This is a genomic window from Variovorax multivorans, from assembly GCF_051216835.1.
GTDB lineage: Bacteria > Pseudomonadota > Gammaproteobacteria > Burkholderiales > Burkholderiaceae_C > Variovorax.
Genome location: NZ_JBPJZL010000001.1, coordinates 1 through 16,093 on the forward strand (window position 1 = coordinate 1; position 16,093 = coordinate 16,093).

Here is a 16,093-nt window from a genome sequence, read left to right on the forward strand (position 1 = left end):
GACCTTGCCAGCAGGGTGGCTGCCAGCGGAGTAGGCCTTGAATCGCCCTTTGCCCAAGTAGTTGAGCAGGCCCTCGGCCAGGATGGAGCGCGCAGAGTTGCCCGTGCAGATGAACAGCACGTTGTAGGTTTTCTCAGCCATGACGATGTTTCTCGGTGGAGGAAGTGGGGTTGATCTCTTTGAACATGCAGACAGCCGAGGCCGGGCACAGGCTCCTAAATTCGCTGCTCGCCTGCACTGATGCCGGTAGCGCCGTGCGGTCGCAGCGCTCAAAGCCTCGGGCCTCGAAGAATGGCTCTGCCGTGGTGGTCAGGATGCAGAGGCGATTCACGCCTTTCGACGCGGCGAAGGCCTCCATGGTCTGCAGGGCCTGGTCGCCCACACCATTGCCACGTGCATCGGCGCGAACCGCAAGGGAGCGGAGCAACGCGGTGTCGCCGAAGCGTTCCAGACCGACACAGGCAAGAATCCCTTCGTCGCCGGCGCGGCTCACGAAGAAGGCCTCCATGTGCTCTTCCCGAAGGTCGGATTCAGGAAGGCCGGCGTCCCGAAGAAGGGATCGCACGGGCGGCAGAGACGCAGCCTCTGCGCGGACGAACAGCAATCTGACCAGTGATTCGGATGGTTCTTGGGGCATGGAGCAGCCCTCAGCAGCAGCCGCCCGTGCTCTTGACGGACACGTTGACCGGAATGCCTCGGGCAGCAACGGGCGTGCAGCAGGCGGACTCGGCCTTGGCGACGGGCTTGGACTGACCGTAGACCGGCACGGTGCCGTCCAAGGTCTGAAAGTGCTCCCACGCAATCCCCTGCGGATCGGTGACCCAGTGCTTCTCGCTGCGCGCGTAGCAGCACACTGTCTCTCCCTCGTCGAGCAGGGTTCGGTCAGCAGCCTGGCCGCGAGCCTTCAGCTCGGCCAGTTCTGCTTCGTCCTCAGCCTGAATGCCGAGATGGTCGATGCCCCTGCCCTGCCCGACCGTGGAGATTGCGAAGTTGACGCGTGGATCCTCGAGCATCCATTTCGCATAGTCGGCCTCAACACGTGCCGGCGGTGACGCAAACAGGTTGGAGTAGAAGGCGATGCTCTTGGCGAGGTCGTCGACGTGCAGATGGACATGGAAGCGCTTCATGTGTTTCTCCTTCAGCATTCGCAAGCAGTGGAGCTGTCGACGAGACATGCCTCGCCCTGACAGCAGTTCTCCGTGAGGTAGCCGAGCAGCGCATTCATCTGCTCGAACACCGCGCGATAGATCAGGTTTCGACCGTCACGCTCCTGGCTGACCAGATTGGCGTGCATCAACTCTTTGAGGTGGAACGAGAGGCTGGTCGCGGGCACGCCAAGCTGCTCGACGAGCACACCGGGCGTGAGTCCGGTACGGCCAGCGACGACCAATGCGCGGAAAACCTGAAGACGCACAGGCTGAGCCAGCGCGGCTAAGGCTTGAATGACAGTTTTCTCTTCCATACTTCCATTATTATTGAATAATAGAATAAATGCAACCGACTTGACGCAAGCTACGACAAGGTCGCCGGCCGAGACTCCGGCCAGGCCGGTGCGAGCCGAACAAACAGCAGCGGTATGTTCTACCTCTAAGCCGGCCCACCAGCCGCTATGTCGGTCGAGCGCGTAGCGAGTGGTTGGTTGCAATGCCCTCCTCCGCGTCTCACTGGAAAAAGCCCTTCGCTTCTTGTGATCTTGAGTACCCTGCCCGTGACAATGCCAAAACCAGATGGAGGACCTCAGGATGAAGTGGATTACGGCAACGCAGTTGGAGCAATGGGCCGCCACCCTGCCCGCAAGATCAGCATTTCCGGGCCTCATTGCGGATTTGATTTGGGCGTCTGCACCGAAAATCACCTCGATGCGATTCCCAATGGGAGACAAGGGGCAAGTGCGAGGGTTCGACGGCATCCTCCAAGCGAGTGGCGGCGCTCCGCCTTTCGTCCCGGATGGACACTCCATCTGGGAGTTTGGCGTGACTGATGATGTCGTCACCAAGGCGAATCAAGACTTCGAAAAGCGAACAAAAGAGATCGAGCATGCGCAACGCATGCAGACAACATTTGTGTTCGCAACGCCCCGGACGTGGGATCGTTGGAAGAGGAAAAAACGTGAAGATTGGCTGAAAGAAAAGCGAGACCTGAATCTCTGGAAAGAAGTTGAGTTTCATGATGGGCCTGTACTGGAAAGTTGGTTGGACGCCCATCCGGCGGTTTCCTCCTTCCACGCGAAAAGCGGAATAAGTGCCTTTCCACCCTCAGGGGCGTTTAGTACAGATGAGTTTTGGGAGAAGTTCTCTGCTCGATTCGAAGGAGGGCTAGTTGAGGAGGTCCTCCTTTGCGGTCGGGAAGCTCAAGTGCAGAGCTTGTTGAGAAACCTCACTGCCGGCGGCAATGCGTTGTCATTTGCTGCGGATTCTCCCGATGAAGTAATCGCATTCGTCGTTGCTGCAATCAGGACTTCGGAGCCCGCGGTTCGCGCATTCCTGGAGGCAAGGACGATCATCATCGACAGCGAAGAAGCAGCGCATCTTCTGGCTCGAAAATCGGATCTCATCTATCTGCCAAGACGCCAGGCCCGCAACCAAGCCGCATTTCTCTCTCGCCACGGGCTCACCGTGTTTAGTGCCGGTGCGGACGAAATACTTCAACTCCACAAGCATGAGCGACTCGTGCGTCCAAGCAGCGCGGCACTAGGAAAAGCGTTAATGGCGATGGGCCACTCTGAATCCGAAGGGTATCAACGAGCACGAGCTTGTGGACGCAGCCTCACGGTGCTCGCCCGTCAAATTCCCAATGGCCCAGTTGAACTTGCCGAATGGTTGCCAGCCGCGGAGGCCGTCATGCCTGCGCTGCTCGCAGGCGGCTGGAGCGCATCAACGCCAAGCGATATGGCTGTCATGTGTGAGCTCGGCGGAAAAACGAGCTATGAGCAAATCGAAGGGCCATTGCGACCGTTGGTTGTGCTTAAAGATCCGCCCATCGATAGGGTCGAGGACGTGTGGAAGATGCGTTCGTCGGTCGATGCCTTTATGCACCTCGGCCATCTCATTGGTGCCGAACATCTGCAAAGGTTCGAGGCAGCTGCCATCAAGGTATTTGGCAGGATTATTCCGCCTCCCAACCCTCACGATGTCTTCAAGCTATCGGCCGCGCGTGATGACTCGCACAGCAACTGGCTCAGAGAGGGAATGATGACCACGCTGCTGCATATTGCAACGCTTCATGATCAAGCTCACTTGAGCATCCCAGGAACGACGCCGCAAAACTTCGTCGACAAGATTGTTCGAACGCTGCCCGGGCTCTCCTCCGACTATCGATTGCTCGCTAGCCTTGACGAGAATCTAGCGCTGTTAGCGGAGGCCGCTCCTGACCCTTTCCTTGAAGCCCTCGAGCAGTTGCTCGAGGGCGACTCCTCGGCAATTCTCCCCATATTTTCACAAGATGAGAGTTTCCTCGCGCCGAGGAGCCCACACATCGGCCTTCTTTGGGCCCTAGAGGTTTTGGCTTGGGACCCAGTACTTCTCATGCGAGTGGCGACCTGCCTTGCTCGTCTAGCCGCAATCGACCCCGGTGTCTCCAAGGGGAATAGTCCCCTCAGCAGCCTCCGATCGATTTTCTTGCCTTGGTCTCCGAACACCAACGCGAATTTGAAGCAACGGATGGGTGCGCTAAAGCACGTTGTAGTCATAGCACCATCCATTGCATGGCCTTTGCTCGTCAAGCTCCTCCCAAGGCATCACGACCACACGAGCATCACCTCGGTATCGAGGTTTCGCGAAGCAGGTGCATCGAACGTCGAAACTCTTACATACAACGTAGTTTGGGAGGCGCAAGGAACCATCATCGACATGGCTCTAGAGCATGCGCATTCAGATGCAGCAAGGCTTATTGTTTTGATTGAGGCTATGGGCCAATTTCAACTCAGCGATCTTTCGCGTACTCTTGATCGAATCGAGGAGTTTCTGTCGTCAGCAGAATCGGAAGATGGTCTCGCAGTATGGGATGCCCTCCTGAAAGAGAGCAAGAGGCATCGGAAGTACGGCAGTGCCGACTGGGCGATCAAAGGAGACGCCTTGCTTCGGATGGAAGCGATGGCGACGAAATACCAGCCCTCCAAAGCCTCACACGCTCATGCGTGGTTGTTCGATGACTACATGCCCGATATTGAGCCTGATGCGGAGACTCCAAATTCAACGTTGGACGGGGCCCTTCGAGCCCGATTGCAGGCCGTGACCACCGTACTTTCGGAGGGGGGGATAACTGGCCTCATCGCATTCATCTCGCAGGTAAAACAGCCACATTTGGTTTTGGAAACCCTGAGGCATCTTGAATTGCCTGTCGACGATGTGGAGCAAATCGTCAACGCAGCGTTGACGTCTGGCGCGAACTCCATCGCACTGGCAACTGCGCTGACAGCTGATGGCATCCAACGCTTCGGAGAGGAATGGGTGAAACGGCTTCGACATCTCGTCGACAGACATGCACTAGAGCCAGAGGCCATCGCAAACTTGCTAATGATGACCAGAGATGAGCGAAGCACTTGGAACTTGGCTCAAAGCTTTGGAGATAAGGTTGAGGACTTCTATTGGAAAGTAAAGCACTCATTCTTTGTCGAGGGGGCCATAGAAGATCTCGTATTTGCTGCGGAGAAGTACCTACGATCCGATCGACCAATGGCAGCAATTCGTGCTGCTCAGCGTCGATTGAATGACATGCCCACCGAGTTACTGCTTAAATTGCTTGACGCAGCGGTCGCAGAGATCAACGCATCCGACGGCGCCGATTCGACGATGACGTCCTACTACATTGAGAAGGCGTTTGATTCTCTCGAAGGTCGATCGGATGCGGCATTGGAAAAAGTTGCCGCAAGGGAATTCGCGTACCTTCCATTGCTTCACCATCGCAAAACGCCACTGTCGCTGCATAAGCTTCTTCTTCGTGATCCTGCGACCTACGTGGCTATTCTCTGCAAGGTCTTTAAGGCCTCTAGTGGGGAGACTCCTGAACTCTCACCCGAGCAGCAGCGCTTCGCTACTGCGGCTTACGACCTTCTCTCGGGACTTCGAACGTTACCCGGTCAGCAAGACGATCGGGTCGATGCCGATGAGCTTCGAAAATGGTGCGACGACGTGCGCGTGCTGTCGGCGAATGATGACCGTGCAGAAATTGCAGATCTATATATCGGTCACCTCCTCGCGCATGCACCTGCCGATCCTAATGACCAGTGCTGGCCCCACACTTCCGTGCGGATACTCATAGAGCATCTCCAATCGGAGGCGGTGGAGGATGGGATTCTGGTCGAGAGGTTCAATCTCCGCGGGGTGCACACGAGGGCGATTGGCGAGGGGGGCGTCCAAGAACGCGTGCTAGCAGACCAGGCTCGCGCCTGGGCCGCGGCGGCTCCTGCATTTCCAAGGACATCTGCGATGTTGTTCAAGCTGGCAGAGAGCTGGGACCACCACGCAGAAAGAGCGGATATCCAGGCGCAAAAGGATGCGCTGAGACACTAGACATGGAACGCTTGGTGCTCACTGACCGCGCCGTCATAGCGAGTTGGTCGGAGCATGCCATGCATCCCGGGGAGTTCGTTCACCTCGTGGGTTTGCTCGAGCGGAAGTCTGCCCTCCTCTTTCTTGTTCGTACGTCCATTTCCAATGACATGCCGTAAATCGCAGAAACCGGGCGGAGCGCCGCGCGCTGATCATCTAGAGTTGGGACCACCGAGCCGAGCCGTCCGGACTGTTCTAGAAATAGGCCTCGAGGGGCCGGGTCTGGCGCATCGGATCTTCCGCCAAGGACGCTCATGACTGATAAAACTAAGTTTGCGAAGTCGCAGACGGTGGCAGTGCCTCCGACGCGCCTGTTCAAGTACTTTGGGTCAGGGGGAACCCGCCTTTTTGCCAATTGGATGGTTCGATTCAGCCAGCCCGCAGCCTTGAATGACCCGTTCGAATTCAGCCCACATGTGCGCTCGTGGGGGACGCCAGAGGAAGAAGCGGCTCAAGCCGGCGACGTCTGGGAGCAGCGTATGCTGGAGGCCTATGGCCTTCAGCAGCCCGGGTTTCGGAGCAGAGTTCCACGCGACGCTTTTCTGGCCAGTCGACGCCGGTTCAAGGCGGCAGAAGTTCTGGAGGAACTCGAGCGTGTTCGGAGCGTGGCATACCCACAGATGGCTGCAGGGGTTACCGAAATGGCCAACGCTGGCATCGGTGTCTTGTGCCTGACGGAGAACCCCGACAACCTGCTGATGTGGGCGCACTATTCAGAGAGTCACACTGGCTTTCTCGTCGAGTTCGATACGAGCGATCCATTTTTCACCTCGACCACGCCTCCCGCGCATGTCAATGCCGATGCGGCCGAGACTGCTCAGTTCGCCGCCGAGTACGGGCATCTTCGGCAGGTGATTTATGCGGATCAGCGGCCCGCAATCGTGCTGACGGCCATGAGCTTCGATGTCTTTCTAACAAAGGGGACATGCTGGTCTTACGAGCAAGAGTGGCGAATGTTCATGCCACTCAGCTATAGCCCCGCAGCACATCACGGCCCGTTGGTCATCCCTCATCCGGTCTGGCTGTGGCCCTTGCCCAAGTCCGCCGTCCGTCGAGTGGTAGCCGGTGCGCGCGCCTCGCCGGCGGTGATCAGTGCTCTCAGGGGTTTGAAGGTTGACCCGACGACCGAACACATCGTTCTAGAGCAGGCTCAGGTCGATCTCGAACACTTCCGGATCAACTTCATTAGCCCGCCTAGCTCAGGCTGATACGAAGGGCAGTGTGTAGTTCGATTTGCCGGTGCCACATATGCAATTCTGTTGCGGCTACCGCAACTGCTTGCCCGTACGGTTATGCGTCTACGAGCCTTGAGAAACACGTTCAAGGTCGATATTCGACCACCTAGACGAGCTCTAGTAGCGAGCCGCAGGCCACTCAGCGCAGAGTCAAGCACGCCTACAGCAGAGCTTTCGTAAAGAGTTCCGCTGCCGTCAATTCCAGGGCGCCTGCAATGCGCAAGATCGAGACAATGCCAGGGTTCTGACTTCCACGCTCAATGCTGCTCATGTAGGAGCGATCAATGGAGCTTCGATGCGCAAGTTCTTCCTGGGAAATTCCCCGCTCGAGCCGGGCACTTCGAATCGCAGCACCAAGAGCAACCAGCGCGGGATTCTGCGCGTGCCGAGGTGATGAAATTGGCATCCAGCGATGGTTGCCATATGATGCCAATCACACCACGGATGATCTTCCACATTTCATAAAATGCCAAGCGTGGCGACTGGTGGTCAAAACCCATCGCACGAGATCAACATGTGTTCGGCCAACGCCAGATTCTGTATAGGAGCGCACCATGTCCACCAAGGCTCAACGCCAGTACGCGATGCAGCAGGCTCTTGCGAACACACGGCTCGCCGGTCATAAGCCAAAAGCTGAATTTCTTTCAGACTGCGAGGCCGTCGTCGCGGGACAGATCACTCACGAAGAGGCCTTGGCCGCGAGCGTGACTCGGGCGCGGCGCCTAGACTCTTTGCTCGAGAAGTTTGACCCAGAACTCCACGGTGGTGAGGTGATGCGAACATTTCCAGTGGGCAAAGAGGTGTTCTAGCGCGACGGGCTCGCGGTGTCGGTGAAGCGCCCATGAAACGCGATATGCATGTGATTCGGCAGATTCTCTTTGCTCTTGAGCATCGACCAGAACACAAGGCGAGCTTGGACCTTCACATCGATGGCTGCGATCGAATTCTGATTCGGTACCAGCTCCTTCTTTTAGCGCAGGCTGGCCTCGTGGATTTCGAACCTGAAGTGGTGGACTCGGGTCGGATTGCAAGGGTCCATGTGTTTGGTCTGACCTGGAGCGGGCATGAATTCCTAGACGCGATTCGGTCCGAAGAAATTTGGGCCAGGATCCGCGGCTGTGCAGAAGAAGTCGGCGCCCTGCCCTTTGAACTGATCCAAGCTCAAGGGCTGCGCTTGCTAAAACGCGCAGCCCGGAAATCCAGACAGGTAGATCGCCGTCCGCTCGCCTGAGCGTTTCATCTGCACAACGGCGACCGAAGAAATAGAGCAACGTTGCCTGGTGAATCCATTTGGCAACGCCATTGCCTATATGAACGGCTTGAGAGCTGGGTGTCGTCACGCTGAACGATACGTCTTTCCCAGCGAAACATGGCGAAAAAACGGCGGCATCTGGGCAATCGCAACAGCGACCGCTGGTTCCTACTTTATTTCAGAACACTCAGCGCTTCGGCGCACCCCCAGAGCCTCTGCCTTCGTAATTCACACCCTTCGTCTGCTTGATCTCGATCTTCTTTGCATCCAGACACGGCTCATTCGAGTAAACGACCTTGCCGCCCTGAACGCACTTGTAGATCGCGTGCTGTGCCATCGCGCCGGATGCAAAGCCCATCATCGTCAAGCCGAACGCCAACGAGGCGCCTGCCTGCCTCACCATTTGCCGTCCTTGGGTATCGCCTTGGGCGCATTGGCCCGTGCCGCTGCAGCCGCGGTGATCATCGCCGCGGTATCCGACCGGTTCACCTTGTTCGCGAAGTCGACGGCCGTCATGCCCAGTTGGTTCTTCATCGTCGTATCGGCGCCCTCGGCCAGCAGCAGCTTCACCGCTTCGCTCGAACCGTACATCGCAGCCATCATCAGCGGCGTGGTGCCATTGGGCGATTGCGCGTCGATGAACGCGTAGTTGTCGAGTAGCACCTTCATGATGGTCAGCTGGCCGCTGGTGGCTGCGTAATGCAGTGGCGTCCAGCCCGTCTTGTTGACCGCAGCGTCGCGCTTCAGCAGTTGCGTGACCAGGTCCTGCTGGCCCTTGATCGCGGCCAGCATCAACGGGGTTTCATCCTTGGCGTTGGCCAGGTCCACGTTGGTCTGCGGCGACTCGATCAGCACTTGGATGACTTTCGGCGACGGCTCGCGCAGTGCGATCAGCAAGCCGGTCTGGCCGTGTTCGTCACGCGTGTTCGGATCGAACCCGCGCTGCAGTAGGCTGCGCACGCTGCTGGCGTTGTCGCCGCGCACGGCCCGGAAGAAATCTTCGAACGAGCCTGCATGTGCTGCAAAAGATGCAGCAATGACAATAAGATAGATTGATTTCTTAATGTAGTTTTTCATGATTTGACGTCCCTGAACAATGTTTCGAAGTTGTCGCTCGTCGCCTTGGCGATGGCCTCTACGGGCATTTTTCGCAGCTCGGCGATCTGTTGCGCCACGAATGGCACATACGACGGATTGTTGGTTTTGCCCCGGTACGGCACCGGCGCGAGATAAGGGCTGTCCGTCTCGATCAGCATGCGATCCAGCGGTACGAAAGCGGCCACATCGCGCAAATCCTGGGCCTTCTTGAAGGTCAGGATGCCGGAGAACGAGATGTAGAAACCCAGGTCGAGCGCGGCGCGTGCCACCTCAGCGGTTTCGGTGAAGCAATGGAACACGCCGCCAGCCGCGTTGCCAGCGCCGTCTTCGCCCTCCTCCTTCAGGATCGCCACCGTGTCGGCCGAGGCCTCGCGGGTGTGGATCACCAAGGGCTTGCGGGTCTGCTGTGCGGCGCGGATGTGCACACGAAAACGGTCGCGCTGCCATTCCATGTCGGCAATGCTGCGGCCGCCCTTGCGCTCCTCCATCTGGTAGTAGTCCAGGCCTGTCTCGCCGATGGCGACCACGCGCGGCCGGGCTGAAAGCCGCACTAGGTCTTCGACGCTGGGTTCGGCGATGTCCTCGTTGTCGGGGTGCACGCCCACGCTGGCCCAGAAGTTGTCGTAGCTGGCTGCAAGGGCCTGCACTTCGTCGAACTCTTCGAGCTTGGTGCAGATGCAGAGCGCCCGGTCGACCTGCGCAGCGGCCATGGCGGCGCGGATCTGCGGCATCTGGCCCGCGAATTCGGGAAACGTGAGGTGGCAGTGAGAGTCTGTAAACATGGCGCTGATTGTCGGGCCCATGCCAGAAATACCGCGAACACCGGCTTTGCCGGGTCGCAATGGGGGAAGCCGATCAGATAGTTTGCGTGGGGCGGTCGGACGCCATCGAGCCACCCAATGCCGCCTCGATGCGCGCTTTCAGTTGGCGCGACTTTTCGTCGGACGGAAAACGGATGCCCACGCCAGGTGCCCGGTTGCCAGCCGCGCGCGACGGCGTGATCCAGGCGACCTTGCCAGCCACCGGATAGCGCTGCGGGTCTTCCGGCAGTGTCAAAAGCACGTAGACGTCGTCGCCGAGCCGGTATTCGCGCGTGGTCGGAATGAAGATGCCGCCCTCGGCGAACAGCGGGATGTAGGCCGCGTACAGCGCACCCTTTTCCTTGATGGCGAGCTGGATGACGCTCGGCCGGGCGGGCGTGGCGTTGGCGGCGGGGGCTGTGGGTTGATTCATGGGCGACGAGCGGCAGAGTTTAGGGTGGTTCGCGCTTCGCTCACAAGCGCTTCCAGCATGAGGCCCGCATTGAACGGGTGTTCCGCGGTTCTCGCGGCGCTTGCAAGCGACTTCGACCAGCGCGCCAGCGCCAGCCGGGACGGTGCCGCAGGCAAGTCGGCAGCATCGAAAAACCGGGGTTCGGCGCCGTTGCCGACAGCCATCAGGTCGTGGCAAAGCTTCTGCAGCGCGCCGACGGCTTGCGCTGGCGCGTGATCGGCCAGTGCACCCACGTCGCCGCGCGTCATCGCCTTGGGAAGCAAGGCCCATGCCTTGGGCGACTGGCCCGAGCGCGCAAGCCGCAAGGCGTCACTCGGCCGGCCACCGGCAGCGCGCAGCAGGGCGGCCGCATCGGCAGCGGGCACGTCTTGCGCGGCCAGCCAGGCTTCGGCCTCGGCTGTTTCGGGCCACGGGAGCGTGAAACCCAGGCAGCGGCTGCGGATGGTCGGCAGCAATTGCCACGCCGCCTCGCTGGCGAGCACGAAGCGCACGTCGCCGACCGGCTCCTCGAGCGTCTTCAGCAGCGCATTCGCGGTGATCGTGTTCATGCGCTCAGCCGGATACACCAGCACCACCTTGCCACGGCCACGTGCGCTGGTGCGCTGGGCGAAGCCAACCGCATCACGCATCGCCTCGACGCGGATCTCGCGGCTGGCCTTGCGCTTCTTGTCGTCGATGTCAGCCTGTGCCTTCTCGTCGAGCGGCCAGTTCAGTTCCTGCATGGCGACTTCGGGCATCAGCACGCACAGGTCAGCGTGGGTGCGAACCTCGATGGCATGGCAGCTGGCACAGTGGCCGCAGGCGGTGCCCTCCTCCGTCGGCTGCTCGCACAGCCATGCGGACGCGAGCGCCAGCGCCAGTTCGTACTGGCCGATGCCGGAGGGGCCTTGCAGCAGCCAGGCATGACCGCGCTGGCGCAGCAGTTCCGCGAGTGGCCGGCGCAGCCAGGGAGTCAGTGCCGGAGCGCTCATCGAGTGACACCACCGCTCAGCACGCCACGCGCCACCAACGCAGTTTCAACCTGCTGCCAGACCTGGTCGCGGGACTGGCTGGCGTCGATGCGTACGAAGCGCTTCGCATCGGCGGCCACACGGGCCGCGTAGCCCTGCGCGACGCGGCGAAAAAACTCGACAGGCTGGGCTTCGAACTTGTCGGGCACGCGGGCACCGGCCAATCGTTGCGCCGCGATCTCGGGCGCAAGGTCGAACCACAGCGTGATGTGCGGCTGGAGCAATGTCGCCCTGCCCGCCTCCGCCTGCACCCATTGCTCGAGCGTCGACAGCACGGCTTCATCGAAGCCACGTCCCGCGCCCTGATAAGCAAAGGTCGCATCGGTGAACCGGTCGCACAGCACCACGTCACCGCGGGCCAATGCCGGCTCGATGACCTGCACGATGTGATCGCGACGCGCCGCGAACACCAGCAGCGATTCGGTCAGCGGGTCCATCGGCTTTTCGAGGATCAGGCCACGCAGCGTCTCGGCCAGCGGCGTGCCGCCGGGCTCGCGCGTACGCACGACTTCGCGCCCCTGCGCCCTGAACAGCGCCTCCAGCGCATCGAGATGGCTCGACTTGCCGGCGCCGTCGATGCCTTCCAGCGTCAGAAACAGACCGTTGTCACTCATTGGGTCGCCTTCGGTTTGTTGGGACTGCCGCCGCCGCGCTGATATTGGTTGACTGCGCGGTTGTGGTCGTCGAGCGAGCTGCTGAACTGGCTGGTGCCGTCGCCGCGCGACACGAAGTACAGCGACTTGCTTTGCGCCGGCTGCACCGCCGCGAGCAGCGCGGCCTTGCCGGGCATGGCGATCGGCGTGGGCGGCAGCCCGCCGCGGGTGTAGGTGTTCCAGGGCGTGTCGGTCTGCAGGTCTTTCTTGCGCAGATTGCCTTCGAAGGCCGTGCCCATGCCATAGATCACCGTCGGGTCGGTCTGCAGCGGCATGCCAATGCGCAAGCGGTTGGTGAAGACGGCCGCGATTTCCGCGCGGTCGTTGGCCTTGCCTGTCTCCTTTTCGACAATACTGGCCAGAATAAGCGCCTCATCGGCCGATTTCAGCGGCAGATCAGAGGCGCGGGCGGCCCAGGCGGCTTCGAGCTTCTTGTCCATGGCCCGCATCGCGCGCTGCAGCAGGGCGATGTCGGTCGAACCCTTCGAGTAGGTGTACGTGTCCGGGAAGAAGCGCCCTTCCGGGTGCAGGCCCGGCTTGCCGAGCTTGGTCATCAGCGCCTCGTCGGTCAGGCCCACGCTGTCGGGCTTGAGCTGGTCGGCCTTGGCAAGCGCGGCGCGCACCTGGCGGATGTTCCAGCCCTCGACCAGCACCAGGCTGCGCGTGGCTTCCTCGCCGCGCACCAGGATGTTGAGCAGCAGCTTGGGCGTAATACCGCGCTCCAGCTCGTAGCTGCCGGCGCGCATCTGGCGGTCTTGTCCCGAGACACGGAACCACAGGTAAAGCAGCTGCGGCTGCACGTCGACGCCCGTGTCGGCCACGGCTTGCGCAATGCCGCGCGGCGTGGTGCCGGGCTCGACCGACAAGTCGACGCTGGGCGCCGGCAGCTTGAGCGGCTGGTGTACCCACCAGAGACCAGCACCGCCGAGCGCAAGCGCAATCAGGGCGGCGAGCAGGAAAAGCGTGAGGAAGAAGCTACGCACGGATCCGATGTGGGGATGACGGGAAAAAGCCGGAGGAGGAGATGAAAAAACCGGTGGCCTTGCAGGTTGCAGGGCGGGAGCCCCTGCCGACCCGAAGGAACAGGCACGGCCATGATAATTCAGCGATGACCACTGTCGTTCTCAATGGCGTGACCGCCCTCTCCCACCTTGGTGTGATCCGTGCAGAGGGCCCCGATGCCGCCAGCTTCCTGCATGGCCAGCTGACACAAGACTTCTCGCTGCTCGGCGCCTCAGACGCCCGCCTGGCCGCGCTGTGCACCGCCAAGGGCCGTGTGATCGCAAGTTTCATCGGCATCAAGCCGCAACCTGAGTTGATCTTGCTGGTGTGCAGCCGCGACATCCTGGCCGCCACGCTCAAGCGCCTGTCGATGTTCGTGCTGCGCGCCAAGGCCAAGCTGACGGACGCCACCGAACAATTTGTGCTGTACGGCCTGGCCGGCACGGCATTGACCGGCAACGGCCTCGACGCCGCCGCGCTGCCCGGCAAGCGCACGGCCGTTAGCGACGAAGTCAGCGCCGTGTCGCTGTACCCGGCCGACGGCGTTCCGCGCGCGCTCTGGATCGCGCCGGCTGGCCATGCCGCCCCCGTGGGCCCGGCAGTCGATGCGAGCCTGTGGCAATGGAGCGAAGTGCGCAGCGGCATCGTGACGCTTACCACGCCGGTCATCGAAGCCTTCGTGCCGCAGATGATCAACTACGAATCGGTCGGCGGCGTGAACTTCAAGAAGGGCTGCTACCCCGGCCAGGAAGTGGTCGCGCGCAGCCAGTTCCGCGGCACGCTGAAGCGCCGCACCTACCTCGTGCAGGCCGATGCCCCCGTGTCCGCCGGGCAGGAAGTGTTCGCCGCCGGCGATGCCGAGCAGCCTGTGGGCACCGTGGCGCAAGCCGCACCGGCTCCCGATGGCGGCTGGTCAGCACTGATCTCCATGCAGATCGCCGCGCTCGAAGCCGGTGGTCTGCGCGTCGGATCGGCCGATGGCGCAGCGCTCACCGTCGAGCCGCTGCCCTATCCCTTGCTCGAAGACATCTGAGCCCCTTACCCCCCAAACGCCCTTGAAGAAAAGGGGCGCTCGGCGCTATCGAACAGATAGCGCCATTTTTTTGCGCGTTGTTTAACCCTGCCGCCGATGCTGCGCCGTAGAAGCCTGCACCGATCAACTCCTGGCAAGGAAGACACACCATGAAGCGCAGATTCTTCTCCACCGCCCTGGCCCTGAGCGCCGTGGCCTCGTTCTCGGCCTGCGCGCAGAGCCCCGAGCGGTCTTACGCTCTGCCCACGCCGTCCAGCCGCATCGGCTCGCTGATGCAGATCAGCGTGGTCGACCGCGGCACCGGCGCGGAGCTGCCGATCTACCGTCACCGCGGCGAATACTGGGTTGCCGGCCGTCCCGGCTCGCGCTACGCCATCCGGGCGCGCAACGCGATGGGCGAACGCATCATGGCCGTGATGTCGGTGGACGGCGTCAACGTCGTCACCGGCGAAACCGCGGGCGTCGGGCAGAACGGCTATGTGTTCAGCGCGAGCGAGCGCAGCGACATCACAGGCTGGCGCAAGAGCGACTCGCAGATCGCGGCCTTCGAATTCGCCGCGGCCGGCAATTCCTACGCGAGCCGCACCGGCCGCCCGGACGACGTGGGCGTGATCGGCGTCGCGATGTTCCGCGAGCGCATGCCCGAGCCGCTCCCGTCGCCCATCACGCCATACCCGCGCCGCGACGAATATGGTGGGTACGGCGGCGAACGCGAGCGCCGCAGCGAGTCATCGTCATACCAAGGCGATGCGCGCGCCAAGGCCGGTTCTGCCGACAGCGCAGCCCCGGCAGCCGAGTCCTCCGCGGGCAGCATGGCCCGCCAGTCTGCGCCCAGCCCGAGCCTGGGCACAGCCCATGGCCGCCGCGAGACCTCATACGTCGGCAAGACCACCTTCGAGCGCGCGCAGTCCTCGCCCGACGAGGTGGTCCGCATCCGCTACGACAGCCGCGAGAACCTCGTTGCTGCAGGCGTGATTCCAGTGCCGCCTCCGCCGCGCTGGCCGCGTCCGGCTGGTCCGTCGCCGTTCCCGGGTTCAGACCCGGGCTACGTGCCGGACCCGCCCAGCCGCTATTGAAGCTATTGAGAAGAGGAAGAAGAAAGAAGAGACCGGCGCATCTCGATGTGCGGGATGCCGGCCTCCTCGAAGCCATCACCGTGCGGCACGTAGCCCAGCCGCGCATAGAAGCGCTCGGCGCTGCGCTGCGCGTTCAGCGCCACCACGCTGTCGCCGCGCGCCCTGGCGGCTTCTTCGAGCGCCTGCATCACCGCAGCGCCGTGCCCGCCGCTGCGCAGGTTGCGATGCACCGCCATGCGTCCGATGTGCGAAACGCCGTTCTCGGCCGGCAGCAACCGGCCCGTGGCAATGACCTGCCCGATGCGGTTGCGCGCTACCGCGTGCAGCACCACGGCATCGTGCTCGTCCCACTCCATCGCTTCGGGAATGTTCTGTTCCTCGATGAACACCGCGCGCCGCAGGGCGCTCGCGCCTTCGCCCAGCGTGGCCCAGTCGCCCGTCTCGACGGTGCTCATGCGCTCGCCGGCTTCATAGCCGGTAAGCACCTCGCGCAGCAGCGCCGGCACCGGCTTCGAGGTCTGCGTGGCCGGGTCGGCGAACACGTAGACCAGCTCGCAGCCCACCAGGAACTGGTCCTGCCGGAACAGCCCGCCCTCGAACACCATCGACGAATTGCCGATGCGCGTGCAGCGCATGCCCACGTCGAGCACGTCGTCCATGCGGGCCGAGGCCCGAAAGTCGATCGTGGCCTTGCGCACGTAGAGGTCGCCGCCGAGCGCGTGCATCGCCTCTTCGTACGGCAGCGCCAGCGCGCGCCAGTAGTCGGCGACGGCGGTGTCGAAGTACATCAGGTAGTGCGCGTTGAAGACGATCTTCTGCATGTCGACTTCGGCCCAGCGCACGCGCAGGCGGTGGAAGAAACGGAAATCGCTGCGTTGCATTCATGTCTCCGGAAAGGGTTGAAATTGTAGGA

At 61.6% G+C, this 16,093-nt stretch carries 19 protein-coding genes; 6 read left to right on the forward strand and 13 right to left on the reverse strand.

The features are described 5' to 3' along the window. The 4 genes from ACSFCA_RS00005 to ACSFCA_RS00020 form a co-directional block, all read right to left on the reverse strand. Nucleotides 1–141: arsenate reductase/protein-tyrosine-phosphatase family protein (locus ACSFCA_RS00005; protein ID WP_475541946.1), on the reverse strand; the 141-nt coding region annotated here is incomplete at its 3' end. After that, nucleotides 134–637 carry an arsenic resistance N-acetyltransferase ArsN2 gene (gene arsN2 / locus ACSFCA_RS00010; RefSeq protein ID WP_435458211.1) on the reverse strand — a complete coding sequence of 168 codons (504 nt, stop codon included), beginning with the start codon at nucleotides 635–637 and terminating at the stop codon, nucleotides 134–136. The genes ACSFCA_RS00005 and arsN2, both read right to left, overlap by 8 nt. A 10-nt stretch (nucleotides 638–647) precedes the next feature. After that, nucleotides 648–1,127 (reverse strand): ArsI/CadI family heavy metal resistance metalloenzyme, encoded by a 480-nt coding sequence (locus ACSFCA_RS00015; protein ID WP_435458212.1) that lies wholly within the window; start codon nucleotides 1,125–1,127, stop codon nucleotides 648–650. An 11-nt stretch (nucleotides 1,128–1,138) separates the two neighbouring features. Next, nucleotides 1,139–1,462 carry an ArsR/SmtB family transcription factor gene (locus ACSFCA_RS00020; protein WP_435458648.1) on the reverse strand — a complete coding sequence of 108 codons (324 nt, stop codon included), beginning with the start codon at nucleotides 1,460–1,462 and terminating at the stop codon, nucleotides 1,139–1,141. A 280-nt stretch (nucleotides 1,463–1,742) separates the two neighbouring features. Between ACSFCA_RS00020 and ACSFCA_RS00025 the strand changes: the two genes are divergently transcribed. Both ACSFCA_RS00025 and ACSFCA_RS00030 read left to right on the forward strand, forming a co-directional pair. Beyond that, nucleotides 1,743–5,510 carry a hypothetical protein gene (locus ACSFCA_RS00025; RefSeq protein ID WP_435458213.1) on the forward strand — a complete coding sequence of 1,256 codons (3,768 nt, stop codon included), beginning with the start codon at nucleotides 1,743–1,745 and terminating at the stop codon, nucleotides 5,508–5,510. 293 nt (nucleotides 5,511–5,803) lie between these two features. After that, on the forward strand, nucleotides 5,804–6,757 hold the full coding sequence (locus tag ACSFCA_RS00030; RefSeq protein WP_435458214.1) for a DUF2971 domain-containing protein: 954 nt from the start codon (nucleotides 5,804–5,806) through the stop codon (nucleotides 6,755–6,757). A 187-nt stretch (nucleotides 6,758–6,944) separates the two neighbouring features. Here the strand turns inward: ACSFCA_RS00030 and ACSFCA_RS00035 are convergent, their stop codons facing one another. Continuing rightward, entirely contained in the window at nucleotides 6,945–7,190 is a 246-nt protein-coding gene (locus ACSFCA_RS00035) for a helix-turn-helix domain-containing protein (RefSeq protein ID WP_435458215.1), read from the reverse strand. Between the two features lie 148 nt (nucleotides 7,191–7,338). Here ACSFCA_RS00035 and ACSFCA_RS00040 point away from each other — a divergent pair, with 148 nt between their 5' ends. Together ACSFCA_RS00040 and ACSFCA_RS00045 are read left to right on the forward strand one after the other, a co-directional pair. Then, the gene (locus tag ACSFCA_RS00040) at nucleotides 7,339–7,593 is read left to right on the forward strand and encodes an antitoxin VbhA family protein (RefSeq protein WP_435458216.1); all 255 of its coding nucleotides are present in this window, start codon (nucleotides 7,339–7,341) and stop codon (nucleotides 7,591–7,593) included. 32 nt (nucleotides 7,594–7,625) lie between these two features. Further along, complete coding sequence (locus ACSFCA_RS00045) at nucleotides 7,626–8,015, forward strand: DUF2513 domain-containing protein (protein ID WP_435458217.1); 390 nt, start codon at nucleotides 7,626–7,628, stop codon at nucleotides 8,013–8,015. 208 nt (nucleotides 8,016–8,223) lie between these two features. Here the strand turns inward: ACSFCA_RS00045 and ACSFCA_RS00050 are convergent, their stop codons facing one another. The 7 genes from ACSFCA_RS00050 to mltG form a co-directional block, all read right to left on the reverse strand. After that, nucleotides 8,224–8,439: a DUF4124 domain-containing protein gene (locus tag ACSFCA_RS00050; RefSeq protein ID WP_435458218.1), complete on the reverse strand. Its 216-nt coding sequence runs from the start codon at nucleotides 8,437–8,439 to the stop codon at nucleotides 8,224–8,226. Beyond that, nucleotides 8,433–9,113: an ankyrin repeat domain-containing protein gene (locus ACSFCA_RS00055; RefSeq protein ID WP_435458219.1), complete on the reverse strand. Its 681-nt coding sequence runs from the start codon at nucleotides 9,111–9,113 to the stop codon at nucleotides 8,433–8,435. The genes ACSFCA_RS00050 and ACSFCA_RS00055 overlap by 7 nt, the downstream gene beginning before the upstream one ends. Continuing rightward, on the reverse strand, nucleotides 9,110–9,916 hold the full coding sequence (locus ACSFCA_RS00060) for a TatD family hydrolase (protein ID WP_258354679.1): 807 nt from the start codon (nucleotides 9,914–9,916) through the stop codon (nucleotides 9,110–9,112). Before ACSFCA_RS00060 ends, ACSFCA_RS00055 begins: the two co-directional genes overlap by 4 nt. Nucleotides 9,917–9,989: 73 nt before the next feature. Beyond that, the gene (locus tag ACSFCA_RS00065; protein WP_093056792.1) at nucleotides 9,990–10,367 is read right to left on the reverse strand and encodes a PilZ domain-containing protein; all 378 of its coding nucleotides are present in this window, start codon (nucleotides 10,365–10,367) and stop codon (nucleotides 9,990–9,992) included. Then, entirely contained in the window at nucleotides 10,364–11,377 is a 1,014-nt protein-coding gene (locus ACSFCA_RS00070) for a DNA polymerase III subunit delta' (protein ID WP_093056793.1), read from the reverse strand. Before ACSFCA_RS00070 ends, ACSFCA_RS00065 begins: the two co-directional genes overlap by 4 nt. Beyond that, nucleotides 11,374–12,030 (reverse strand): dTMP kinase, encoded by a 657-nt coding sequence (gene tmk, locus ACSFCA_RS00075; protein WP_258354678.1) that lies wholly within the window; start codon nucleotides 12,028–12,030, stop codon nucleotides 11,374–11,376. Before tmk ends, ACSFCA_RS00070 begins: the two co-directional genes overlap by 4 nt. Continuing rightward, on the reverse strand, nucleotides 12,027–13,052 hold the full coding sequence (mltG, locus tag ACSFCA_RS00080; protein ID WP_435458220.1) for an endolytic transglycosylase MltG: 1,026 nt from the start codon (nucleotides 13,050–13,052) through the stop codon (nucleotides 12,027–12,029). Before mltG ends, tmk begins: the two co-directional genes overlap by 4 nt. Nucleotides 13,053–13,177: 125 nt before the next feature. Here mltG and ygfZ point away from each other — a divergent pair, with 125 nt between their 5' ends. Together ygfZ and ACSFCA_RS00090 are read left to right on the forward strand one after the other, a co-directional pair. Beyond that, nucleotides 13,178–14,104, forward strand: a complete 927-nt coding sequence (ygfZ, locus tag ACSFCA_RS00085) for a CAF17-like 4Fe-4S cluster assembly/insertion protein YgfZ (RefSeq protein ID WP_258354676.1) — start codon at nucleotides 13,178–13,180, stop codon at nucleotides 14,102–14,104. Nucleotides 14,105–14,253: 149 nt separating this feature from the next. Beyond that, nucleotides 14,254–15,180 (forward strand): hypothetical protein, encoded by a 927-nt coding sequence (locus tag ACSFCA_RS00090; RefSeq protein WP_435458221.1) that lies wholly within the window; start codon nucleotides 14,254–14,256, stop codon nucleotides 15,178–15,180. 2 nt (nucleotides 15,181–15,182) lie between these two features. On the opposite strand, the gene ACSFCA_RS00095 is transcribed toward ACSFCA_RS00090, so the two are convergent. Beyond that, complete coding sequence (locus ACSFCA_RS00095) at nucleotides 15,183–16,061, reverse strand: YbgC/FadM family acyl-CoA thioesterase (RefSeq protein WP_435458222.1); 879 nt, start codon at nucleotides 16,059–16,061, stop codon at nucleotides 15,183–15,185. Nucleotides 16,062–16,093: the final 32 nt, after the last annotated feature.